At 66.8% G+C, this 21,844-nt stretch carries 20 protein-coding genes; 4 read left to right on the top strand and 16 right to left on the bottom strand.

Going from position 1 to position 21,844, the window contains the following annotated elements:
- Positions 1–20: 20 nt before the first annotated feature.
- The 4 genes from DRW48_RS04225 to bioB are packed head-to-tail and all read right to left on the bottom strand — an operon-like array spanning position 21 to position 3,890.
- Complete coding sequence (locus tag DRW48_RS04225) at positions 21–1,262, bottom strand: adenosylmethionine--8-amino-7-oxononanoate transaminase (protein ID WP_114075324.1); 1,242 nt, start codon at positions 1,260–1,262, stop codon at positions 21–23.
- Entirely contained in the window at positions 1,259–1,873 is a 615-nt protein-coding gene (gene bioD, locus DRW48_RS04220) for a dethiobiotin synthase (protein ID WP_114075323.1), read from the bottom strand. The genes DRW48_RS04225 and bioD overlap by 4 nt, the downstream gene beginning before the upstream one ends.
- Positions 1,858–2,997, bottom strand: a complete 1,140-nt coding sequence (locus DRW48_RS04215) for an 8-amino-7-oxononanoate synthase (protein ID WP_114075322.1) — start codon at positions 2,995–2,997, stop codon at positions 1,858–1,860. The genes bioD and DRW48_RS04215 overlap by 16 nt, the downstream gene beginning before the upstream one ends.
- Positions 2,994–3,890, bottom strand: a complete 897-nt coding sequence (bioB, locus tag DRW48_RS04210) for a biotin synthase BioB (RefSeq protein WP_241963437.1) — start codon at positions 3,888–3,890, stop codon at positions 2,994–2,996. Before bioB ends, DRW48_RS04215 begins: the two co-directional genes overlap by 4 nt.
- A 248-nt stretch (positions 3,891–4,138) precedes the next feature.
- Here bioB and DRW48_RS04205 point away from each other — a divergent pair, with 248 nt between their 5' ends.
- Positions 4,139–5,323, top strand: a complete 1,185-nt coding sequence (locus DRW48_RS04205; protein WP_114075320.1) for a glycine C-acetyltransferase — start codon at positions 4,139–4,141, stop codon at positions 5,321–5,323.
- A gap of 14 nt (positions 5,324–5,337) precedes the next feature.
- Positions 5,338–6,369, top strand: coding sequence for an L-threonine 3-dehydrogenase (gene tdh / locus DRW48_RS04200; RefSeq protein ID WP_114077347.1), 1,032 nt, complete (start codon positions 5,338–5,340; stop codon positions 6,367–6,369).
- On the opposite strand, the gene rbsK is transcribed toward tdh, so the two are convergent.
- The 12 genes from rbsK to DRW48_RS04145 all read right to left on the bottom strand — a co-directional run bounded on the left by rbsK (position 6,366) and on the right by DRW48_RS04145 (position 18,790).
- Positions 6,366–7,292: a ribokinase gene (rbsK, locus tag DRW48_RS04195; protein WP_114075319.1), complete on the bottom strand. Its 927-nt coding sequence runs from the start codon at positions 7,290–7,292 to the stop codon at positions 6,366–6,368. The genes tdh and rbsK overlap by 4 nt on opposite strands.
- A 20-nt stretch (positions 7,293–7,312) precedes the next feature.
- Complete coding sequence (locus DRW48_RS04190; RefSeq protein WP_241963371.1) at positions 7,313–8,335, bottom strand: ABC transporter permease; 1,023 nt, start codon at positions 8,333–8,335, stop codon at positions 7,313–7,315.
- Entirely contained in the window at positions 8,332–9,330 is a 999-nt protein-coding gene (locus DRW48_RS04185; RefSeq protein WP_114075317.1) for an ABC transporter permease, read from the bottom strand. The genes DRW48_RS04190 and DRW48_RS04185 overlap by 4 nt, the downstream gene beginning before the upstream one ends.
- Positions 9,327–10,859 (bottom strand): sugar ABC transporter ATP-binding protein, encoded by a 1,533-nt coding sequence (locus tag DRW48_RS04180; RefSeq protein ID WP_114075316.1) that lies wholly within the window; start codon positions 10,857–10,859, stop codon positions 9,327–9,329. The genes DRW48_RS04185 and DRW48_RS04180 overlap by 4 nt, the downstream gene beginning before the upstream one ends.
- Positions 10,860–10,924: 65 nt before the next feature.
- Complete coding sequence (locus DRW48_RS04175; protein ID WP_114075315.1) at positions 10,925–11,968, bottom strand: autoinducer 2 ABC transporter substrate-binding protein; 1,044 nt, start codon at positions 11,966–11,968, stop codon at positions 10,925–10,927.
- A gap of 252 nt (positions 11,969–12,220) precedes the next feature.
- On the bottom strand, positions 12,221–12,850 hold the full coding sequence (locus DRW48_RS16465) for an oligopeptide/dipeptide ABC transporter ATP-binding protein (protein ID WP_277870803.1): 630 nt from the start codon (positions 12,848–12,850) through the stop codon (positions 12,221–12,223).
- Positions 12,795–13,217 (bottom strand): ATP-binding cassette domain-containing protein, encoded by a 423-nt coding sequence (locus DRW48_RS16250; protein ID WP_277870802.1) that lies wholly within the window; start codon positions 13,215–13,217, stop codon positions 12,795–12,797. The genes DRW48_RS16465 and DRW48_RS16250 overlap by 56 nt, the downstream gene beginning before the upstream one ends.
- Positions 13,214–14,200, bottom strand: a complete 987-nt coding sequence (locus DRW48_RS04165; protein WP_114075314.1) for an ABC transporter ATP-binding protein — start codon at positions 14,198–14,200, stop codon at positions 13,214–13,216. The genes DRW48_RS16250 and DRW48_RS04165 overlap by 4 nt, the downstream gene beginning before the upstream one ends.
- 2 nt (positions 14,201–14,202) lie before the next feature.
- On the bottom strand, positions 14,203–15,123 hold the full coding sequence (locus tag DRW48_RS04160) for an ABC transporter permease (RefSeq protein WP_114075313.1): 921 nt from the start codon (positions 15,121–15,123) through the stop codon (positions 14,203–14,205).
- Positions 15,124–15,126: 3 nt separating this feature from the next.
- Entirely contained in the window at positions 15,127–16,095 is a 969-nt protein-coding gene (locus DRW48_RS04155; RefSeq protein WP_199286154.1) for an ABC transporter permease, read from the bottom strand.
- A 40-nt stretch (positions 16,096–16,135) separates the two neighbouring features.
- On the bottom strand, positions 16,136–17,755 hold the full coding sequence (locus DRW48_RS04150) for an ABC transporter substrate-binding protein (RefSeq protein WP_241963370.1): 1,620 nt from the start codon (positions 17,753–17,755) through the stop codon (positions 16,136–16,138).
- A 108-nt stretch (positions 17,756–17,863) separates the two neighbouring features.
- Positions 17,864–18,790 carry a LysR family transcriptional regulator gene (locus DRW48_RS04145; protein WP_114077345.1) on the bottom strand — a complete coding sequence of 309 codons (927 nt, stop codon included), beginning with the start codon at positions 18,788–18,790 and terminating at the stop codon, positions 17,864–17,866.
- Positions 18,791–18,895: 105 nt separating this feature from the next.
- Here DRW48_RS04145 and DRW48_RS04140 point away from each other — a divergent pair, with 105 nt between their 5' ends.
- Both DRW48_RS04140 and DRW48_RS04135 read left to right on the top strand, forming a co-directional pair.
- Positions 18,896–20,524 carry an amidohydrolase gene (locus tag DRW48_RS04140; RefSeq protein ID WP_114075311.1) on the top strand — a complete coding sequence of 543 codons (1,629 nt, stop codon included), beginning with the start codon at positions 18,896–18,898 and terminating at the stop codon, positions 20,522–20,524.
- Entirely contained in the window at positions 20,521–21,408 is an 888-nt protein-coding gene (locus DRW48_RS04135) for a CobW family GTP-binding protein (protein WP_114075310.1), read from the top strand. Before DRW48_RS04140 ends, DRW48_RS04135 begins: the two co-directional genes overlap by 4 nt.
- Positions 21,409–21,844 lie beyond the last annotated feature (436 nt).

Below are 21,844 nucleotides of genomic sequence, written 5' to 3'. Positions count from 1 at the left end.
TTCCGATGCCCGATCATCCGTCAGCCCGGCCGGACCTGCGCGATAGCATCCCAGACCTTGGCCAGTTCCCCTTCGGTGATCCCGTAGGGCGGCAGCACATAGATGGTATTGCCCAAGGGGCGCAGCAGTACGCCGCGGGCCATGAAATCGGCGCGCATACGCGGGCCGGCCTCGGCCAGATAGCCAGCGGCCGGGACCTTCAGGTCCAGCGCCGCGATTGTGCCGCACTGGCGGGGGTTTTCGAACCGCGGGTCGTCCGCCAGCACCGCCAGATGGTCCGACTGTCGGGCGATCAGCGTGGCAATGCGCTCCATAACCGGCTCGCTGCGCCAGACCTCGAGGTTCGCCAAGGCCGCAGCGCAGGCGATCGGGTTTGCCGTGTAGCTGGAGGAATGAAAGAACGTCCGCCGCCGGTCGGTCGAATAATGCGCGGCAAAGATCGGCTCGCTGGCCAGTGTCGCCGCAAGCGGCAGGCTGCCCCCGGTCAGGCCCTTGGAGGTGCAAAGGATATCGGGCGCGACACCCGCCTGGTCGCAGGCCCACAGGGTACCGGTGCGGCCCCAACCGGTCATCACCTCGTCGGCGATCAGCAGGATCTCGTGCCGGCGCGCCACCTGCGCCAGGCTGGCCAGCACCGCCGGCGGATACATCCGCATCCCGCCCGAGCCGAGGACCAGCGGCTCGAGAATCAGGGCCGCGATCTCGCCGCCGTCCGCCAGCGCCTCGAAAGCGGCGATTGTGGCGGCACCGTCGCCCGCCGGGAACGGCAAGCGGGCGACGTCAAACAGCAACGGCATGTAGGGGGCGTTGAACACCCCGCGCTCGCCCACCGACATCGTGCCGATGGTGTCGCCATGGTAGCTGTCCTCGATCACCGCGATGCGATGGCGCGGCTGCCCGCTATGCGCCCAGAAGCCGAGCGCCATCTTGAGCGCGACCTCGACCGAGGTGCTGCCGCTGTCGGAAAAGAACACGCGGGTCAGCCCCTCTGGGGCCATCTGGACCAGCCCCTCGGCCAGTGCCTCGGCCGGGGCATGGGTCAACCCGGCGAAGATGATCTGGTCCAGATCCTCGGTCGCGGCGCGGATCGCGGCCATGATCGGCGGGTAGCGGTGACCATGGGTCGTGACCCACCAGCTGCTGATGGCATCGATCAGGATCGTGCCGTCGGCGGTGGTCAGGCGCGCGCCTTCGGCATGGGTGATGCGCGGCGGAACCGGCTCGGTCGCGTGCTGAAAGAACGGATGCCAGACGGCGCTCATGCGAAATCCTCGACGTCGAAATGTTCAGTCATGGCGGCCAGCAGGCTCGCCCGGTCAAGGCGCGGCAGGCGCGGCAACCGGCCCAGCACCCGTGCGCCCGAGAAAGCGGCAATCGTGGCGATGTTGTCGGGATTGTCCGCGCCGACAAAGGCCAGACCGTGCAGCGCGCAGCCGCGACCGCGCAGCGCCTCGATCGCGGTCAGGCTGTGGCTGATGGTGCCAAGGCCGGTGGTGCAGACCAGCACGACCGGCATGCCCCAGCGGGCAAAAAGATCGGCGCTCAGCAAATCGCGGGTGATGGGCACCAGCACGCCGCCCGCCCCTTCTGCCACCAGCGGCACGTCCGTCGGCGGGACGAGCTTGGCAGGGTCCAGGGTTTCCCCCGCAAGCTCCGCCGCGCGGTGCGGCGAAAGGGGCTGCGGGAATTGGTAGATGGGCGGATGGACCCGCGCGCCGGACAGGTGCAGCACCGTCTTGCTGTCCGAAGTGCCATCCTCTGTCCCGGTCTGGACCGGCTTCCAGTAATCCCCGCCGGTCAGTGCGCAAAGGCCGGCGGCAAACACCGTCTTGCCGATCTCGGTGCCGGTGCCTGTGATCACAAAGCGGGCCATAGTTCCTCGATTGTATCGGCGAGGCGCAGCATCTCGGCCTCGGTCGGGTTCAGCGTCAGGGAGATGCGCAGGCGCGCGGTGCCTTCGGGGACGGTCGGGGGACGGATGCCGCGCACATCAAAACCGCGCGCGCGGATCGCGGCGGCGAGGTCCATAGCCGGGCCATCGGCGCCAACGATCAGCGCCGCGATCTGGCTGCCGCTGGCCGGCAGGCCCATGGCGGCAAGGCGGCTGCCGAACAAGGCAATGCGCGCCTGCAGCGCCGCCTGGTGCTGCGGCTCTTCGGCAAGGATGCGCAACGCCTCGCGACCTGCCTCGGCCATAAGGGGCGAGGGCGCAGTCGCAAAGATGAAGGGCCGGGCGCGGTTCACCAGGAAATCGCGGATGACCCGCGGCCCGCAGATTAGGGCACCGCTACCACCCAGCGCCTTGCCAAGAGTGTGAAGCGTGATCACATGACCGGCGCCGTCCAGATCGCCAGCCAGTCCCCGGCCCTGCGTGCCGAAGACGCCGGTGGCATGGGCCTCGTCGACCAGCAACCAGCCCTCGGCTGCGGCCAGCGTGGACAGCTCGGCCAGGGGGGCGCGGTCGCCGTCCATGGAATAGAGGCTCTCGACCGCGATCCAGACCGCGCCGCGACCGCCGCCCCGGCGCCAAGCGGTGATCACCTCGGCCGCGTGGCCCGGGTCGTTATGGCGGAACCGCGCAACCTCAGCCCGCGACAGGCGCGCACCCTCGTTGGCGCTGGCGTGGCACAGCGCATCCAGCAGCAGCAGATCGCCGGTCTGCGGCAGCGTGCCCATCAACGCCAGATTGGCCTGATAGCCGCCACCCATCATCAGGGCCGACTCGCTGCCAAAGAAGGCCGCGGCCTCGACCTCCAGCGCCTCGTGGGCGCCCGCATTCCCACGCAACAGGCGCGAACCGGTGGCGCCGACCGAGATCCCCTCGTCCAGCGCCCGACGGATCGCGGCGGCGATGCGCGGATGGCCAGCCAATCCCAGATAGTCGTTCGAGGCGAAGTCGGAGCCGCCCGCGCCCTGCAGGGCGCGCAGACGGTCGCGACCGGCCAGTTGGTCCAGCGCGCGCGCAAAGACCGCGTGCCGCCCAGGCGCCTGGGTCAATGCTCGCCCGCCTCCATCGGCTGAAGGCCGAGGCGGGACATGAGGCGCAGATCGACATCCTGGTCAGGGTTGGCCGCCGTCAGCAGCGTATCGCCCGCGAAGATCGAGTTTGCGCCCGCGAAAAAGCACAGCGCCTGCATCTCGTCCGACATGGCGGTGCGGCCGGCGGACAGACGCACGTGGCTGGTCGGCATCATGATGCGGGCGGTTGCGATGATGCGCACGAAATCGATCGGATCGACCGGCGGCGCATCGGCAAGGGGCGTACCGGCAATCGGGATCAGCATGTTGATCGGCACCGATTTCGGCGGCTCCGGCAGGTTGGCGAGCGAGACGAGCATGTCCACCCGGTCCTGCGGCCCCTCGCCCATCCCCAGGATCCCTCCCGAGCATACGTTGATCCCGGCCTGGCGCACTGTCTCCAGCGTATCCAGCCGGTCCGCAAAAGTGCGGGTTGTGATCACATTGCCATAATGCGCTTCGGACGTGTCGATGTTGTGGTTGTAGTAATCCAGCCCTGCGCCCTTCAGTTGCAGCGCCTGATCCGCGTCCAGCATGCCCAGCGTCATGCAGGTTTCCATGCCCAGCGCCTTGACGCCCTCGACCATCGCCAGGATGGCCGGCATGTCGCGTTCCTTGGGCGAGCGCCAGGCGGCGCCCATGCAATAGCGCGTGGCGCCGGCGTCGCGGGCCCGCTTTGCCTCGGCGATCACGCGCTGCACCTCGATCAGCTTCGAGGCGCTGAGGCCCGAGTTGTGATGCGCGGACTGGCTGCAATAGGCGCAATCCTCGGCGCAGCCGCCGGTCTTGATCGACAGAAGTCGGCTGATCTGCACCCGGTTCGGGTCGAAATGCTGGCGGTGGACGGTCTGCGCGCGGAACAGCAGCTCCATGAAGGGCAGGTCGTGGATTTCCCGCGCCGCAACCCCCGTCCAGACCGGTCCCTCATGCGATGCCACATCGTGCCGCGGTTTCACGTCGCCGTCCATGTTGCCCCCGTGCGCAGCCTTGCAGAACTGCGGCGGGGGTTAGCAGACCGCAGGGCGGCTGTCCAATGGCCGGCGGGTGCCTGCGAGCGCGCCTCGACGGGGGGCACGGGCGTCGCTAAACGGGGACGAGCAAACGCAAAAAGGGCCGACCCATGAGCGATACCCTTGCCAAGCGCCTGCAGGCCGAACTGGCGCAAATCCGCGAGGATGGCCTGTGGAAGCCCGAGCGCGTCCTCGCCTCGCCCCAGTCCGGCCATATCGACGTCGGCGGCGCCGAGGTTCTGAATTTCTGTGCCAACAACTATCTGGGCCTCGCCGATGATCCGGCCCTGGTTGCGGCGGCGAGGGATGCACTGGACCGCTGGGGCTATGGCATGGCCTCGGTCCGGTTCATCTGCGGCACGCAGGATCCGCACAAGGCCCTGGAGGCGCGGCTGGCCAATTGGCTGGGGACCGAGGATGCGATCCTCTATTCCTCGTGCTTCGACGCCAACACCGGCCTGTTCGAGACCATCCTCGGGGCCGAGGACGCGATCATCTCGGATGCGCTGAACCACGCGTCGATCATCGACGGGGTGCGTTTGTGCAAGGCGCGGCGGCTGCGCTATGCCAATGCCGACATGGCCGAGCTGGAGGCGCGGCTGGTCGAGGCGGCGGACGCCCGCAGCCGGGTGATCGTGACCGACGGCGTGTTCTCGATGGACGGGATCATCGCCCCGCTGCCGGCGATCTGCGATCTGGCCGAGCGCCATGATGCCACGGTCATCGTTGATGACAGTCACGCAGTGGGGCTCATGGGCCCGAAGGGCCGGGGCACGCCGGCGGCGCTGGGTGTTGCGGAACGCGTCGAAATCCTGACCGGGACGCTGGGCAAGGCGCTGGGCGGGGCATCGGGCGGATATGTCGCAGGCCCGAAAGCGGTGGTCGACATGCTGCGCCAGCGGTCGCGGCCCTACCTCTTCTCTAACGCGCTCGCGCCGGTCATCACCGCGGCCTCGCTGGTGGCGCTGGATCTGGTGGCCAAAGGCGACGATCTGCGCGCCCGCCTCGACGCCAATGCCGCCCGGTTCCGGGCGGAGATGGGGGCCGCCGGCTTTACGCTGGCCGGGGCGGGTCATCCTATCATCCCGGTGATGCTGGGCGAGGCGCGGATCGCCGCCGAGTTTGCCGAAGGCATGCTGGCACGCGGCGTCTATGTCACCGCCTTCAGCTTTCCGGTGGTGCCGCGCGGACAGGCGCGCATTCGCACCCAGATGTCAGCGGCGCACTCCGAAGCCGACCTGGACACCGCCATCGCCGCCTTCATCGCCACGGGTCAGGACATGGGGATCATCTGATGGCCAGCAACATGATGCGCGCCCTGGTCAAGGCGCGCCCCGAGCCGGGACTGTGGATGGAGGAGGTGCCGGTCCCCGAACCCGGCCCGAACGACGTGCTGATCCGCGTCGGGAAGAGCGCCATCTGCGGCACCGACGTGCATATCTGGAACTGGGACGCCTGGGCCGCCAAGACGGTGCCCGTGCCACTGGTCACCGGGCATGAGTTCAGCGGCACCATCGCCGAGGTCGGCGCGGCCGTGACCCGCTTTCACCCCGGCCAGCGCGTCTCGGGCGAGGGGCACATCACCTGCGGGCACTGCCGTAACTGCCGCGCCGGGCGGGCGCATCTGTGCCGCAACACGCTGGGCGTCGGCGTGCACCGCGCCGGCAGCTTTGCCGAATACCTGTGCCTGCCGCAGAGCAATGTCGTGCCGATCCCGGACGATATCCCGGACGAGATCGCAGCCATCTTCGACCCCTTCGGCAACGCCGTGCACACCGCCCTCAGCTTCGATTGCGTCGGCGAGGATGTGCTGGTCACCGGCGCGGGGCCCATCGGCATCATGGGCGCGATGGTCGCCCAGCGGGCCGGGGCGCGAAAGGTCGTGGTCACCGATATCAACCCCGGCCGCCTCGCCCTGGCGCGCAGCCTCGGCATTCCCTATGCGGTGAACGTCGCCGAGCAGGACCTGCGCGAGGTGATGGCCGAGATCGGGATGCGCGAGGGGTTCGACATCGGGCTGGAGATGTCCGGCGCGGCGCCCGCCTTTCGCCAGATGATCGATGTCATGAACAACGGCGGCAAGATCGCGATCCTCGGGATCGCCCCTGCGGGGTTCGAGATCGACTGGAACCAGGTCATCTTCAAGATGCTGACCTTGAAGGGCATCTACGGGCGCGAAATGTACGAGACCTGGTACAAGATGATCGCCCTTGTGCAGTCGGGCCTCGATTTGACGCCGCTCATCACGCACCGCCTGCCGATCGCGCAGTTCGAGGAAGGCTTTGCCGCCATGCGCTCGGGCGAGGCGGGCAAGGTCGTGCTGGACTGGGGTGTGGCCTAGTCCAGCATCGCGCAGAAGGCGGCGAACTCGGCCGGGGTGGCATAGGATTTCTGGGTGCCGCGCCGGGTGATCGACAGCGCGGCATAGCGCGCGGCCTGCGCCAGCGCCGCCGGCGCGTCCATCCCGCCAGCATGAAAATGGGCAAAGCTGCCGATGAAGGCGTCACCGGCGCCGGTCGTGTCCACCGCCTCGACCGTGACCGGGGCAATGGCGTGCACGCCGTCCGCAGTGACCAGCCGCGCGCCGCGCCCGCCGAGGGTCACGACGATCGCGTCGATGCCCTTGGCCATCAGGCTGCGGGCCGCCGCCTCGATCTCGGCCTCGGTTCCCGTCGGCAGGCCGGTCAGCACAGCCAACTCGCTTTCGTTCGGGGTGAAATAGCCAAGGCCGCGCAGGCGGGACACATCCAGCGTCGGGTCGGCCGGGGCCGGGTTCAGCACCGTGCGGATGCCCCGGGCGGCGGCCAGTGCGACCGTGTGATAGACCGTCTCCAGCGGCACTTCGAGCTGCATCAGGATCAGATCGCAGCTGGCCAGCGCCTCGGCGGCCTCGTCCACATCAGCCGGCGACAGGGTGGCATTGGCGCCCTTGACGATCAGGATGGCATTCTCTCCCGAGGGTTCGACAAAGATCGGCGCGACGCCCGAAGGCTGGCCGGGGACGGCCCGGGAATGGGCCGTATCGACGCCGTTGCTGCGTAAGTTTTCCAGCACCTGCGGGCCGAACATGTCGTCCCCGACCCGCGTGACCATGGTGACATCCGACCCCAGCCGGGCCGCGGCGATGGCCTGATTGGCGCCCTTGCCGCCAAAGCCGATCTCGAACGAGGGGGCCTCGACCGTCTCGCCGGGACCGGGCATGCGGTCGATATAGGTCACCAGGTCGATCATGTTCGATCCGACGACGCCGATGCGTCCAGCCATGCGCGGTCCTTCCCTGCGGGTCACACGCCGGCGCGGCGGCGGGTGACAAAGACGTTGATTGCCAGCACGATGATCAAGGTCGCGCCCCAGATGAAGTCGATCAGGTGGTTCGACACCCGCATCATCTGAAAGCCGGACGATAGCAGCACCAGCGAGACGACCGCCAGCGCGACCCCGAGGACGCTGCCGCGCCCGCCTGCCGGATTGGTGCCACCCAGCACCGCGATCAGCACCGCCTGTAGCAGATAGGACGCGCCGTAGTCGGATTTCGCGGCATTGGTGCGGGCCGACAGCAGGATGCCGGCACTTGCAGCCAGCATTCCGGTCAGCGCATAGCTGTAGATCAGCATCTGCGTGCGCCGAACCCCGGCAAAGACCGCGGCCCGCGGGTTGGTGCCGATCAACATCAGGTTCAGGCCCAGGGCGGACCGGGTCAGCAGCAGCCAGACAGCGATGCAGATCGCAACAAATATCACGAACGGCACCGGGACCGGCCCCAGATGGCCGTTGCCGATGGCGTTCCAAGCCGCGGGAAAGCCGACGATGGCCGGCCCGCCGGTCAGGACCAGCGCCAGGCCGGTAAACACCTGGCCGCTGCCGAGAGTCGCGAGGATCGGCGTGATGCGCGCCCTCGCGATCAGGAGGCCGTTCAGCACGCCCGCGACTAGTCCGACCGCCAGCGCCAGCAGGACGCCCACCGCGACCACCGCCGGCCCGGCCTCGGCCCCGCCCGAGCGCTGGAACCACAGCCCGGCGACGATGCCTGCCAGGTTGGCGATGCCGACGACGCTGAGGTCGATGCCGCCGGTCAGCATCGCGATCATCATCGCGATCGACAGGATCCCCAGTTCCGGCAGAAAGAAGGCCATGGATTCAAAATTATAGGCGGTCAGAAAGCGCGGGTTCATGACCGTCATGACGACCATGATCAGGATGCAGACCAGCGCCAGTTGCAAATTGGCGTTGCCGCCGAACCCGGCCAGTCGGGCGCCCAGACCCGGGGCGGCGCGGGCGGGATCGTCCATGTCGCCCGCCCCCCTCATGCCAATGCCTTGCGGTCGCGCAGCGCGGTTAGCGCGGTCGCACCGATCAGCATCGCGCCGACCACGACCCGCTGCCAGGTCGTGTCGATCCCCATCAGGATCAGCGAGTTCTTGATCATGACGATGATGAAAACCCCAAGCAAGGTGCCCAGAACGCTGCCCCGGCCGCCAAAGATCGACGCCCCGCCAAGGACGACGGCAGCGATCACGTCAAGCTCCCAGCCGACGAAATCGCGCGGGTTGGCCAGCCAGATCATCGACGAATGCAGCAGGCCCGCCATCCCCGCCAGCGCGCCGGCGAGGACATAGACAAAGATCAGCGTGCGCCCGGTGCGAAAGCCGACGCGCTGCGCCGCCTCGGGCGAGGCGCCGTAGGCGAAGACGCTGCGGCCGATCATGGTGCGGGTCAGCACAAGATGCAGCGCCAGCGCGACGCCGAGGTAGATCAGCAGCGTCGCGGGCAGGCCGAAAGTCGCGCCCTGGGCATTGGTCAGCGTCACCAGATCGGTGCGTCCGAACGCGATCAGAGGTTTGGGAAACTTGTTGATGTTCACATTTGAGGTGCCGACCAGCCCCAGCACCAGCCCACGCACGATCGAGGCCGTGCCGAGGGTGACGATCAGCGGGATCATGCGCAGCCGGTGAATGATGCTCGCGTTCACCAACCCCAGCAGCGCGCCGATCAAGGTCGCGGCGGCAAAGGCGGCGAACACGCTGTCGATGCCCCAGGCGACCATCGCCCGGACCACCAGATACATCCCGGCGACCGCAAAGGCGGTGAAGCTGACATCGATTCCGCCCGAGATCATGACCACCAGAACGCCCAGCGCCATGATGCCGATCACCACGTTGGATCGCAGCAGGCTGAAGAGGTTGTCGGGCGACCAGAAGGCCGGGTTGACCAGCCCGATCAGGACCATCGCCAGCAGCAGGATGCCGCCGACCATAGCCTCGGTGCTGCGCCACCAGGCGGGCGCGGCGGCGCGCGCTCTCATGCGCCTGCCTCGGCCAGGGGGGTGCGGCTGAAGGCGCCGGCGACCTGTGCCTCGGTCAGGGCGTCGCCGGAGAGTTCACCCGTGAGGCGGCCTTGCTGCATCATCAGCACGCGGTTGCAGTTCGCTACCAGTTCGGGGACATCATCGGAAATCATCAAGACGGCCAGCCCTTCGTCGCGCGCGAGACGGTGAATGATCGCGTGGATCTTGGCCTTGCTGCCGACATCGACGCCGACGGTGGGGCCGTTCAGGATCAGCACCTTGGCCCCCGTCATCAGCCAGCGGCCGATGACGACGCGCTGCTGGTTGCCGCCCGACAGGGTGCCGACCGCCACCTCGGTCGAGGGCGCGGCGATCTGCATCGCCTCGAACATGCGCCGTGTCGCGGCCGCGGCGCGGCGTCGGTCGAGCCAGCCGCTCCGCGCGAAACGGGGGATCGCGGCGACAATGCTGTTGTCGCGGATCGAGCGGCTCAGGAACAACCCCTCGCCCAGCCGATCCTCGGGGACATAGGCGATCCCGGCGGCGATGGCGTCCTGGACGCGGGCAAGGCGCACCGGCGCGCCGTCGATCAGGATCTGACCGCCGTGCCCCGGACGCATGCCGAATGCCGCCAGCGCCAGTTCCGTCCGGCCCGAGCCGATCAGCCCCGTCAGCCCGACCACCTCGCCCGGCATGATCCGCAGCGAGATATCCGCGATCTCGCCCGGCACAGTGACGCCGCGCATCTCCAACCGGGGCACGCCGGCCTCGCCGTGCCAGTCAAAGCTGCCGCGGTCCAAGTCCTGCCCGGTCATGGCGCGGGTGATCGCCGGCTCGTCAAAGTCGGCGATCGGCCCTTCGGCGACCTTGCGGCCGTTGCGGAACACCACCAGCCGGTCAGAAATCTCCAGCATCTCGCGCATCTTGTGGCTGACAAAGAGGATGGCGATGCCGTGCGCGCGCAGATCGCGGGCAATGCGGAACAGCCGCTCGACCTCCAGCCCGGTCAGGGCGGTGGTCGGCTCGTCCATGATGATCAGCCGGGCGTTGGCCAGCACCGCGCGGGCGATGGCGACCAGTTGCTTGCCCGAGGTCGGCAGCGTCTCGACCGCCGCGTCCAGCGGCAGGCTCACCCCGAGGCGGGCGAGCACGTCTGCGGCCAGCGCGCGGGCGCGCTGCCGGTCGATCAGTTGCCGCCCCTCGCGCAGAAAACCGTTCAGGGTCAGGTTCTCGACCACCGACAGCGTCGGGAACAAAGCGAAATCCTGATAGATCACCTCGATCCCGGCCGAGGTGGATTTTACCGGATCATAGGCCCCGACAGGCTGGCCATCGATCAGGACCGCGCCTTCGTCGGCCCGGTAGACGCCCGAGATGACCTTGATGATGGTGGACTTGCCCGACCCGTTCTCGCCCGCGAGGCACAGGATCTCGCCGGGGTAGATCGACATCGAGACATCGCGCAGGGCGGTCACGCCGCCGAACCGTTTTGTCACCCCGAGCAGGTCGATCAAGGGCGTGCGGGCGACGTCCGGGGTGTCGGTCATGATCGGCTTTCCACCAGGCGGAATGGCGAGGGCCGTCCAGCGGCCCGCACCTTTGGTATGTCAGATCAGAAGTCGTAATCCGCCATGTTGTCCTTGGTGACGCCGACCCAGCCGGCGCCATACATCAGGTTCGGCTTTGTCGGATCGGGCGCGACCAGCGAGGTATAGCCGGCCAGCCCCAGATCGAGTCCAGGCTTCAGCATGTCGTTCTTCTTCTCCAGCGCGGCGACGGCCAGCATGTTCATCGCATAGCCGGCAACCGCCGGGTCCCAGAACTGGATGTAGCTGATATCGCCATTGGTCAGGTACTCGCCCGCGACCGAGACAAGGCCGGTGCCGGCGAAATGGACCTTGCCCTGCAGGCCGCCTTCCTGGATCAGGCGGCCCGCCCCGGCCGAGGTCGGCATCGGCCCGCCGACGATCCCGGTGATATCGGGATGGGCGGTCATCGCCTCCTTCAGCTTGGTGTAATCCTGGTTGGCGTCGTCATAAGTCTCGAGCCGGTCGACGGCCTGCGACATCTCGGGGAAATTGGCCTTCTGGTATTCGACCGCGCCGTCGATCCATTCCATCTGCGATTTCGAGGTCAGGCTGCCGACGGTCGCGACATACTTGCCCTTGCCGCCCATCGCCTCGCCCAGCACTTTCATCAGGTTGGCGCCGTAGGCCTTGTTGTCGAACGCCTCGATATCATAGTCGGCGTTCTGAATGTTCGAAGCCTCGTGCGTGATCACGACGATGCCGCGGTCGCGGGCCTTTTTCAGCACCGGCTCGACCGCCTCGACGCTGAAGGGCACGACGCAGATCGCATCGACGCCCTGGGCGATCAGGTTCTCGATCATCTGGACCTGGGCCGCGGCATCGGCCTGCGACGGCCCGACCATCCAAGTATCGTTGCCCGTGTCTGCCTTGAACTGGTCCACACCCTCGCGCATCCGGTCAAACCAGGCGATGCCGTCGACCTTCACCACCGTCGCGATGGAGTATTTCTTGTCATCGGCCGTGGTGATCAGGTCCTTGTTCACTTTGCTGATGTCGACCGGACCGTCAGCAAGGGCAGCTGTGCCGGCCGCGATACCAAAAAATGCAGCAATAAGAACGTGTTTCATTCAGGGCGCCCTCCCCAGTGCGCGCAGTGCCGAGACGTCAGCGCGCAAAATTGGCACCCGCTTCGCGGCGGGGTCAAGCGGTGTTTGGGGGCGGTGCTGGGCGTCTGGGGGTGGTCTAAGACTTAAGGATGAGGGGGTTTGGGAGAGGCCGACGAGCGCGGCCAGGCTGTTCTCCAGCCAGAGGAAAACCACTCGCCCGGAAACAGGCGCTAACCGTCTTGTCGGGTTCCACCCCTTAGGATGCGAGCGTAGTCAGGCTGCCAAATGGCAAGCGACGCGGTGCTGCGGGCGCAGTTCGCGCAAGGCCGGTGGGGCTTCGCGGCATATCGGCTGGGCGAGGGGGCAGCGCGCGGCGAACCGGCAGCCGGGGGGCAGGTTGATGGGGCTGGGCGGGTCGCCCTGGATGGGAGCTGGCCGCGCCACGCGCCGTTGCGACATCGACGGCGCCGCAGCGATCAGCGCCTGCGTGTAGGGATGCAGCGGCTCGGCATAGAGGGCGGCTGCCGGCGCTGCCTCGACCATCTGGCCAAGATACATCACACCGACGTCGTCGCAGACCTGACGGACTACTCCCAGATCATGCGAGATGAAAAGGTATGTCAGCCCACGCTCGCGTTGCAGGCGGCGGATGAGGTTCAGGACCTGCGCCTGCACGGCGACATCGAGCGCCGAGACCGGCTCGTCGAACACCACCAGCGCGGGATTGGTCGCCAGCGCCCGCGCCAGACCGATCCGCTGCCGCTGCCCGCCCGAGAATTGATGCGGATACAGCCATTTCATTTCAGGACGCAGACCCACCTGGCGCATCAACTCGTCCACGCGGGCGTCACGCTCGGCGGGCACGCCGACGTCCAACAAGTCCATCGGCTGGCGGATCAGCATGCCGACCCGGTCGCGGGTTCAGCGAAGAATAGGGGTCCTGGAAGACCATCTGGAAATCACGGCGCACCTCGCGCAACGCGTTGCCGTCGAGCGTGGTGATGTCGCGCTCGTGCAGCGTCAGCCGGCCGCCGGTGATCGGAACGAGGCGCATCACCGCAAGCGCCAGCGTCGTCTTGCCCGAGCCGGATTCGCCGACGACGCCAAAGGTCCGGCCCCGCTGGACGGCCAGCGAGACGCCATCGACGGCATGGACAGTGCGTCCGCCGGGGGCGGGAAAATGCACCCGAATGTCATCCACGGCGAGCAGATCAGGCGAGGGCGCAGCGGCGGCCTGCTGCGGTTCGGCTTTTACGGGCTGTGCGTTCATGCCGCGTCCTCCATCCCGGACAACAGGTGACAGGCGGCCGAATGCTCGGCCGAGACGGTGACGTGGCGCGGCTCTATCGTGCGGCAGGGGGCGAAGGCGTGCGGGCAGCGGTCTGCGAAGGCACAGCCGTGGCCCAGCTCTGTCAGCGGCGGGACGACCCCCGGAATCTCGGGCAGATCGCCCGAGGGGTCCAGATCGAGCCGCGGGATCGAGTTCAGCAACCCCTGGGTGTAGGGGTGCGCCGGCTGGTCAAGGATGGCGTCGGCTGGTCCCTTCTCGATCACCCGGCCCGCGTACATGACCGCCACGTCATCGGCCATTTCCGCGATCGCGCCCATGTCATGCGTGATCATGACGATAGCAGTGCCGGTCTGGTCACGCAGATCGCGCAGCAGGGCGAATATCTGCGCCTGGACGGTCACATCCAGCGCGGTCGTCGGCTCATCGGCGATCAGCAGGCGCGGGCGGCAGGACAGCGCCATGGCGATCATCACCCGCTGGCGCATCCCGCCCGACATCTGGTGCGGGTAGGTGTCGGCCCGCGCCTCCGGCTCGGGAATGGCAACGGCGCGCAGCATCTCGACGGCACGCTTGCGGGCCTCGGCCGCGCTGACCGGCTGGTGCAGGCGCACCGCTTCGGCGATCTGGTCCCCGCAGGTGAATACCGGGTTCAGCGAGGTCATCGGCTCCTGAAAAATCATCGCGATCTCGCCGCCGCGCAGCCGGCGCATCTCCTCCGGAGCGATGCTCAGCAGATCGCGCCCGTCGAACATGATACGGCCGCCCTTGACCTGCCCCGGGGGGCTGGGCACCAGCCCGAGGATCGAGAGCGCCGACATGCTCTTGCCGCAACCGGATTCGCCGACGATCCCGAGGATGCGCCCCGACTCGACCGCGAAGCTGACATTGTCGAGCACGCGGGCGGTGCCGGCGCGGGTCTTGAACTCGACCCGCAGGTTCTGAACGTCCAGCAATGGGGCCATGATCAGCGCTCCCTCAGGCGGGGATTGAAGGCATCGTTCAGGCCGTCGCCCAGCAGGCTGACACCCAGAACCGTCAGGAAGATCAGTGCCCCGGGCAGCGTCACCACCCACCAGGCGTCGAGGAAATACTCACGCCCGGTGCCAATCATAAGGCCCCACGACATGGTGTTGGGATCGGACAGGCCCAGAAAACTGAGGCCGGCCTCGAACAGGATAGCGCCGCCGATCGTCAGGGTGGCAGACACGATCAAGGGGGGCAGTGCGTTCGGCAGGATGGTGCGCCAGATGATGAAACGGTCCGACGCCCCGATCGAGCGCATGGCCCGGACATACTCCAGCGCGCGGATGCGCATGAACTCGGCCCGGACCAGTCGCGCGGTCTGGGGCCAACTGACGACGCCGATCGCCAGTGCAACGGTGGTCAGCGTCGGCGTGAACAGGGTGACGACGACCATTGCGAACAGCAGGGGCGGCAGGACCTGAAAGAACTCGGTCACGCGCATCAGAACCTCGTCGGTGGTGCCGCCATAGTAGCCGGCGGCCGCACCGACCAGCACGCCGATCACCACGGTGATGATGGCGGCCGAGACGCCCACGGCGAGTGTTGCCCGGCCGCCGGAAAGCAGCCCCGCCAGGATGTCACGGCCCAGATTGTCAGTGCCCAGCGGCACGGTCGGCTCGGTGCCCGGGGCGGTCAGCGGGCCCCAGACGATCTCGAATGGATCGACGGTGTAGATCAGCGGCCCGGCCAGTGCGGCCACGACGACCACTGCGACCAGCACGAGGCCCAGCAGCGCCGCCGGGCTGCGGCGGAACATGGCCCAGGCCTCGGCCGAGGGGCTTTGAGGGCGCGTCACGGCTGCCGGGACAGGTCCGGGGACTGGAGCGCCGGGCATCGCCGGATTGGTGGACAGATCAGTCATGCGTCAGCCCCTCTGCTGCAGGCGCGGGTCAAGCCGGCGCGCGACCGCGTCGGTCAACAGGTTTGCGCAGATGACGATGAGGGTCGAAAAGAACAGGATGCCCAGGATCGTGGGATAATCGCGCGCGAGGATGGAATCGAAGGCCAGCGTGCCAAGACCGGGCCAGCTGAACACTGTCTCGACCAGCACCGCGCCGGAAAGGATCGTGCCGAATTGCATCCCGGCGACTGTCACGACCGGCAGCAGCGCGTTGCGAAAGGCGTGGTGGGTAAAGACCCGCCGCTCGCGCACACCCTTGGCGCGGGCGGTGCGGATATAGTCCGACCCCAGCACCTCGAGCATCGCGGCCCGGGTCAGACGGCTGTATTGCGCCAGGTAGACAATTCCCAGCGTCAGGGCGGGCAGCACCAAATGATGGGCGACATCCAGCGTCCGCGACACCAGATCCGTCGCGCCCGTCACGTCACGCATGCCCGAGACTGGAAACAGGGGGATGCGGGCGGCAAACAGGATCACCAGCATCAACCCGGTCCAGAAGACAGGCGCGGCATAGCCGATAAGCGACAGCACTGTGACCAGCGCCGAGGCAGGGCCCCGCGGATTGCGCGAGGCCAGAAGCCCCAGCCGGGTGCCGACAATCAGAGCAAAGGCCAGTGCCGAGCCGACCAGCAAGAGGGTCGGCCCGACTCGAGACAGGATCAGCCCCGCCACAGCCCGGTTATAGTAGTAGGAAACGCCCAGATCGCCCTGCAGGGCCTTGCCCAAATAGAGGCCCAGCTGCACCGGCAGCGGCTTGTCGAGCCCATACTGCGCCCGGATCCCGGCCATCACATCGGCGCTGGCGCCGCCCATTTCACCAGCGATGACCTCTGCCGGGTCGCCCGGTGCCAACTGGATCAGCAGGAAGTTGAGTACCAGCACCGCCAGTATGAGCCCCGCTGCCCAGATAAGCCTTTTGACGATGCCTCGCATGGCCATCCCCCTTGTTCGTTTCGACGGTCGGAGCGGCGGCTTATTTTTTCAGCCAGACCTCATCCATCGGACCCATGGGACCCCAGATCGACACCGGCGGATTCTGCACCACATCGGAGTAGGCCGTGAAATAGGGCGCCTCGTTTACGAAGTAGATCGGGGCGACGCGGGTGATCTGCGCAAAGGCCTGGGCGTACTGCTCCTTGCGCTTGGCGAGGTCCGGCTCGACCGCGGCAGAAGCCAGCAGCTTGTCGACTTCGGGGTTGCAATAGCTCTGGGTGTTCGACCACACGACGCCCGGCTTGATATTGTCGCACACATAGGTGCGATTCACGCCGATAACCGGATCGCCCCAGTTGAACACTTGGTCCATTGTCATGTCGAAATCATGGTTCGACACCCGCTGCGCCCAGGTCGGGAAGTCGGGCGAGGCCCGGACGGAGACCTTGATCCCCACCTTGGCCAGCTGGGCTTTGACGTATTCGGCCACCGCGTGCTGCTGCTCTTCGTTCTCGGGCAGATAATCGATGCTGAGCGCAAGTGGCTTGCCCCCCTCGCCATAGCCCGCCTCGGCCAGCAACGCCTTGGCCTTGTCGAGGTCGAAATCGTATTTCTCGACCGCGTCAGTGTAGAACGGGCTGGATGAGACGACCGGCTCGTAGGCCGGTTTGGACAGCCCGCCATGCAGCGCCTTGGTGACGAAATTGCGGTCCAGCGCGTAGCTGATCGCCTGGCGCACACGCACGTCCGACAACGCGGGATGCTTGGTGTTGAAGGCCAGCCAGTTCATCGCGCCGATGCCGGCATAGCCTTGATCGGTTACGGTCATGTTGGACTTCTTTTCCAGCCGCTGCACGAGCCGGGTCGAGTCAAGATAGGGGTAAAGCTGAACCTCGCCCGCCTCGAGCGCGAGGCCGGCCGAGTTCGCGTCCTTGTATTGCTTGATGACAATCCGGTCGAGGTAGGGCTTGCCCGGCAGGAAGAACTTGTCGAACTTCTCCAGCATGATGTGCTGGCCTGGCTCGAACTCAGTGACGCGGAACGGGCCAGAGCCTACGGGCAGGTTGTTGTGGCTGCTGGCCTTGATGTCGGTGCCGTCGTCAAAGACGTGCTTCGGCAGCACCGGCATGAGGGCCGAAGACAGCGCCAGCAGGATCGCCGGGTGGGGTTGGGACATGGTGATGGTGACGGTCTGCGGGTCGGTCGCCTCGACCGAGCTCACTGGGGCGAGCATGCTGTTGAAGGGATGGTTGGCCTTCACGACGTCCATCGAATATTTGACGTCTTCTGCGGTGATCGGCTGTCCATCATGGAAAACCGCGCCCTGGCGCAGCTTCAGCGTCAATACCTTCTGATCCTCGCTGAAGGACCAGCTTTCGGCCAGATAGGGCTGGGGGGTGAAGTCCGCGCCGAAACGCAGCGGAGTTGCGAAAATCTGAGCGCCGGGCACGGCGGTGGCGATGCCCGATTGCACGGCCGGATTGAGGTGCCGGGGCTTCTGGAGGCTCGCCACAACCAGAGTGCCGCCCGTCTGGACCTCGGCCGGGGCGGCTGCCGGCGCCGCGACCTGAGCGAGCGCCATCGGCGTTTGGGTCAGGATCGTAAGTCCCAGAAGGGCGCCCAGAACGGGGCGGCGGCCAAGGCAATTGCGCGTCGTCATCTGCGTTCTCCTGCTGGATATCGGCTTTGTGAAGGCACCGTGACGCGCGGTCATTCACCCATCAAATCCATTTTGTCCGGGGAACTTCCTCAGGAAATCCGGGGATAGCTACGGCCGCACAATGGCGGGCTCAAAGGCCCCGGCAGCAGCCTGCTCGCGGCAGGCTGCAACGACCGCGCTGGCAACCGAGCCTAACCTCGCGTCATCGCGATGAAAAATCCCGGCCCGGGGCGAGTCGTGGTCGCCCGCCAAGGGCAGACGCACCAGATCGCCGGTGCCGTAATTCTGTTTGACGATCGGCCGGATGTTGAACACGCCATATGCCAGTCCGGCCGCGATTAGCGAGCGCATGGTATCGGTTGTCCGCGCCGAATAGACGACATTTGGCCGCAGATCGCGCGCCGCAAAGAGACCCATAAGGTACTTGCGGGAATGTTCGTGATCTAGGACGACCAGGGGCTCTGCGGCGAGTTGCTCGAGCGTGACATAATCGCCGCTGGCCAGTGGATGTGCCCGTGGCAGCGCCGCATGGGGATAGGCGGTGAACAGCGGAATAAAGGGGCCGTTCGTGGGCATGAGGTCGCTGTAGCCGATGGCCAGATCGGCGCTGCCATCCTCGACCGCCGTGATGATCTCAGTGACCGAACCCTCGAACACATGGGTCACCAGATTCGGGTGCCGGTTGCGGACTTCGGTCAGGATGGTGGGCAGCATGATCGGCGCCATCGGGGTGAAGCAGGCAATTCGGACGGTCCCGTCCACGCCGCGGTCGATCTCGCCGATGCGGCGGTCGAAACGTGACTGAGCCGCGAGGAGAGCTCGCAATTCATCCAGGAATTGGCGGCCGTACCGAGTGGCGGCCACCCCACGCGAGGGCTGGCGAACGAATACCGGCTGCCCCAGTTGCGCCTCGATCCCGTCGATCGCCGCGGCGATCGACGAGGGCGAGACCGCCAGTGCCTCGGCCGCCGCGGTGATCGAGCCGTGCCGGGCCGCCGCCTCGGTGTAGCGCAGGTGCTTGATCGTGTAGTGCATCCGGCGACCCTCAAACTTTCCAAGCATGTTCATCAAGACAATACATTTCATTGGCGTAGCGTCACGCGCCTATCATGCGGCAGGCACCGCAAAATGAGGGCGACCATGACCAACCGGATGTTCACAGCCCGACAGATCATCACCATGGACCCGGCCCGGCCGGCGGCCGACCGGGTGCTCGTCTCGCCCGAGGGGCTGATCCTTGCTGTCGGCGATGCGAACGAGATGGCGGACTGGGGCCGGTACGACATCGATGACAGCTTCGCCGACGCAGTGCTGATGCCGGGCCTTGTCGAAGGGCATGCGCATCTGATGGAGGGCGCGGTCTGGAAGCACCTCTACCTCGGTCATTACGACCGCGTTCAGCCGGACGGCTCCATTGCCCACGGCGCGCCGACACGCGAGGCGCTGATCGAGCGACTAAAGGAATGGGCGCTCGCGCATCCCCAGGGACCACTAATCGCTTGGGGGTTCGATCCGCTGTTTATCGAGGGCCCGCGCCCGACACGGCGCGATCTGGACGCCGCCGTGTCGGACCGCCCGGTCGTGATCCTGCATTCGAACATGCACCTGCTGACGGCAAATACCGCTGCGTTGTCGATGGCGGGCTATGATGATGCAACCGATGTACCCGGCGTTCTGAAGGACAAGGACGGCAGCCTGCATGGCGAGCTGCACGAGATGGGTGCCATGTATCCCGTCATGCGCCGCGTCGGGGCAAGCTTTCGCGACCTTTCTATTTCGAACGGGGGGCTGTGGAACTTTGCCCGCTCGGCGATGCGGGCGGGGGTCACGACCTCGACCGACCTCGTATCCGAACTCAGCGACGATCAGCTTGCGCTTCTGTCGCGGGTGACGGCCGATCCTGCCTATCCCGTCCGGATCGTGCCGATGCTGGCGGCCCACACCCTGCCCCCCGATGAGCTGGTCGAGCGGGCGCTGTGGCTGGCCGCGCAGGGCCACGACCGCCTGCGCCTCGGCGGGGTCAAGATCGTGACCGACGGGTCGATCCAGGGGTTTACCGCGCAGCTGCGGTGGCCCGGCTATTACCGGGGCGATGACAACGGCTTTTGGAACATCGGCCCCGAGGCACTTGGGCTGCTGGCAGCCAAGCTGCACGCTGGCGGGGTCCAGATGCACATCCACGTCAACGGCGATGCCGCGAGCGCCGCCGCGCTGGATGCGATCGAGGCTGCCCTGCCATCGCGCAACTGGCCGGACCACCGGCACACGCTGCAGCATTGCCAGATGGCCGATGCAGCGCAGTTCCGACGCATGGGGCGCCTTGGCTGCTGCGCCAATCTCTTTGCCAACCACCTCTACTACTTCGGTGACAAGCATTACGAAGTCACCGTCGGCCCGGATCGCGCGACCCGCATGAACGCGTGCCGCACGGCGCTGAACCATGGCGTTCCGCTCGCGATCCACTCTGACGCGCCGATCACCCCGCTGGCCCCGTTGTTCACCGCCTGGTGCGCCGAAACCCGCCAGACTGAAGGAGGCCGTGTCCTCGGCGAAAGCGAGCGGCTGACGCGGGAGGAGGCCCTCTATGCGGTCACGCTCGGCGCGGCCTACACATTGCGACTGGACGGCGAGGTTGGCTCGATCGAGGTCGGGAAGCGGGCCGACTTTGCCGTGCTCGAGGACGATCCGCTGACCATTTCCAGCCTTCGCGACGTGCGCGTGCGGGCCACGGTGCTGGGCGGAAGGCCGACGCAGGCCCAGGCCGCATGACGCCTCTGCCCATCAACGTCATCTGCGGCTATCTGGGAGCCGGCAAGACGACACTGTTGAACGAGTTGCTAGCCGGTGCGACGCAGCGGATCGCGGTAATGGTCAATGACTTCGGCGCGGTGCAGATCGACGCAGGCCTGATCGCCGGGGCTAGCGGGGGCGTGCTGCAACTAACCAACGGTTGCGTGTGCTGCAGCATGGACGGCGATCTTTTTCGCGCCTTCGACCGGGTATTCGCGATGCGGGACAGCATCGACCGCCTGGTGATCGAGGCCAGCGGCGTCGCCGAGCCGCAGCGGCTGACCAGCATCGCCCATGCCGAGCCGGACCTTGATTGCCAGCGGGTCGTCACGGTGGCCTGCGCCGAAAGTTTTGCCGCGCGCCTCGCAGACCCGCGCATCGCCCGCGTCCTGGAGGCGCAAGTCGCGGGGGCAGATGTCGTCCTGCTGTCGCGTCTGGACCGGATCGACACAGCCGCTGAGGGCGGGGTGCGGTCGCTTATTGCCGCGCTGAATACCGAGGCAAAAATCCTGGGACGGACCGAAATGTCCGGCTCCGTCCTGGCGGGCACGCACCTGCGGCCCCGCGCCGTCCTGAGGAGCGCCCCGCATGACGCGACCTTCAGATCTGTGGTGGTGACGTTGGATCGTCCAGTCGATCGTGCGGCCTTTCGGGCGTGGTTCGCCGCCGCACCCACGCGGCTCCACCGTGCCAAGGGTTTTGTCCGCTTCGCCGGCGAGCCGGGGACGTTCCTGTTTCAATTCGCGTCCGGAGAGTTGGAACTGACCTCACGTAGCGTCGAGGCGGGGGTCGGGATATTCCTTGGGCCGGACCTAAGCCGCGCTCACATAGATTTTAGCCGGACTGAGGTCAGCGCACTCTAAGGCGGTGGCCTCGGACAGGTGATGGCGTGTCGTAGGGAGACGTGCGTCTGGGGTCTCTTCTCAGGGTATTCCGGAAAAGGGTGGGCGACGGCCCAACGGGGCCGCGTGGCAGGACCCGTCTTGATTCTGGGTGTCTGCGCCCAAATTTTGAGTAATTTTACAGTTATCGCACTGCCGCCCATCCGTCGGTCGCTTGGCCGCTCGCGTTTGCCCGCGCTTTTACGATCGGCCCGGCTATTGCCTGCGTTCCCGTCCCCTTGAACGGCAAACGCCGCCCTGGGGGCGGCGTTTTGCGTGATCGTTCTGGTTGCGGGGACAGGATTAGACCTGAACCGAACGACCTGCCAGTTGTCCAAAGCTCCTCCATCGAGTCAACGAGCCCCTGTGACTGCAACCTTCAGGTTATGAGCCGAACCCGTTGATTTTTTTATTTTGA

The sequence above is a fragment of the Paracoccus suum genome (assembly GCF_003324675.1).
In the GTDB taxonomy this organism is placed as follows: domain Bacteria; phylum Pseudomonadota; class Alphaproteobacteria; order Rhodobacterales; family Rhodobacteraceae; genus Paracoccus; species Paracoccus suum.
Note: the sequence above shows the minus strand (reverse complement) of the source record. Positions and strands in the feature narration are given on the sequence as shown.

Excerpts from the sequence above, each read along its gene's own strand:
- DRW48_RS04225 (WP_114075324.1), bottom strand. The coding sequence starts at position 1,262 with ATGAGCGCCGTCTGGCATCCGTTCTTTCAGCACGCGACCGAGCCGGTT.
- bioD (WP_114075323.1), bottom strand. The coding sequence starts at position 1,873 with ATGGCCCGCTTTGTGATCACAGGCACCGGCACCGAGATCGGCAAGACG.
- bioB (WP_241963437.1), bottom strand. The coding sequence starts at position 3,890 with ATGGAGCTGCTGTTCCGCGCGCAGACCGTCCACCGCCAGCATTTCGAC.
- DRW48_RS04205 (WP_114075320.1), top strand. The coding sequence starts at position 4,139 with ATGAGCGATACCCTTGCCAAGCGCCTGCAGGCCGAACTGGCGCAAATC.
- tdh (WP_114077347.1), top strand. The coding sequence starts at position 5,338 with ATGCGCGCCCTGGTCAAGGCGCGCCCCGAGCCGGGACTGTGGATGGAG.
- rbsK (WP_114075319.1), bottom strand. The coding sequence starts at position 7,292 with ATGGCTGGACGCATCGGCGTCGTCGGATCGAACATGATCGACCTGGTG.
- DRW48_RS04190 (WP_241963371.1), bottom strand. The coding sequence starts at position 8,335 with ATGAGGGGGGCGGGCGACATGGACGATCCCGCCCGCGCCGCCCCGGGT.
- DRW48_RS04185 (WP_114075317.1), bottom strand. The coding sequence starts at position 9,330 with ATGAGAGCGCGCGCCGCCGCGCCCGCCTGGTGGCGCAGCACCGAGGCT.
- DRW48_RS04180 (WP_114075316.1), bottom strand. The coding sequence starts at position 10,859 with ATGACCGACACCCCGGACGTCGCCCGCACGCCCTTGATCGACCTGCTC.
- DRW48_RS04175 (WP_114075315.1), bottom strand. The coding sequence starts at position 11,968 with ATGAAACACGTTCTTATTGCTGCATTTTTTGGTATCGCGGCCGGCACA.
- DRW48_RS16465 (WP_277870803.1), bottom strand. The coding sequence starts at position 12,850 with ATGCTGATCCGCCAGCCGATGGACTTGTTGGACGTCGGCGTGCCCGCC.
- DRW48_RS16250 (WP_277870802.1), bottom strand. The coding sequence starts at position 13,217 with ATGAACGCACAGCCCGTAAAAGCCGAACCGCAGCAGGCCGCCGCTGCG.
- DRW48_RS04165 (WP_114075314.1), bottom strand. The coding sequence starts at position 14,200 with ATGGCCCCATTGCTGGACGTTCAGAACCTGCGGGTCGAGTTCAAGACC.
- DRW48_RS04160 (WP_114075313.1), bottom strand. The coding sequence starts at position 15,123 with ATGACTGATCTGTCCACCAATCCGGCGATGCCCGGCGCTCCAGTCCCC.
- DRW48_RS04155 (WP_199286154.1), bottom strand. The coding sequence starts at position 16,095 with ATGCGAGGCATCGTCAAAAGGCTTATCTGGGCAGCGGGGCTCATACTG.
- DRW48_RS04150 (WP_241963370.1), bottom strand. The coding sequence starts at position 17,755 with ATGACGACGCGCAATTGCCTTGGCCGCCGCCCCGTTCTGGGCGCCCTT.
- DRW48_RS04145 (WP_114077345.1), bottom strand. The coding sequence starts at position 18,790 with ATGCACTACACGATCAAGCACCTGCGCTACACCGAGGCGGCGGCCCGG.
- DRW48_RS04140 (WP_114075311.1), top strand. The coding sequence starts at position 18,896 with ATGACCAACCGGATGTTCACAGCCCGACAGATCATCACCATGGACCCG.
- DRW48_RS04135 (WP_114075310.1), top strand. The coding sequence starts at position 20,521 with ATGACGCCTCTGCCCATCAACGTCATCTGCGGCTATCTGGGAGCCGGC.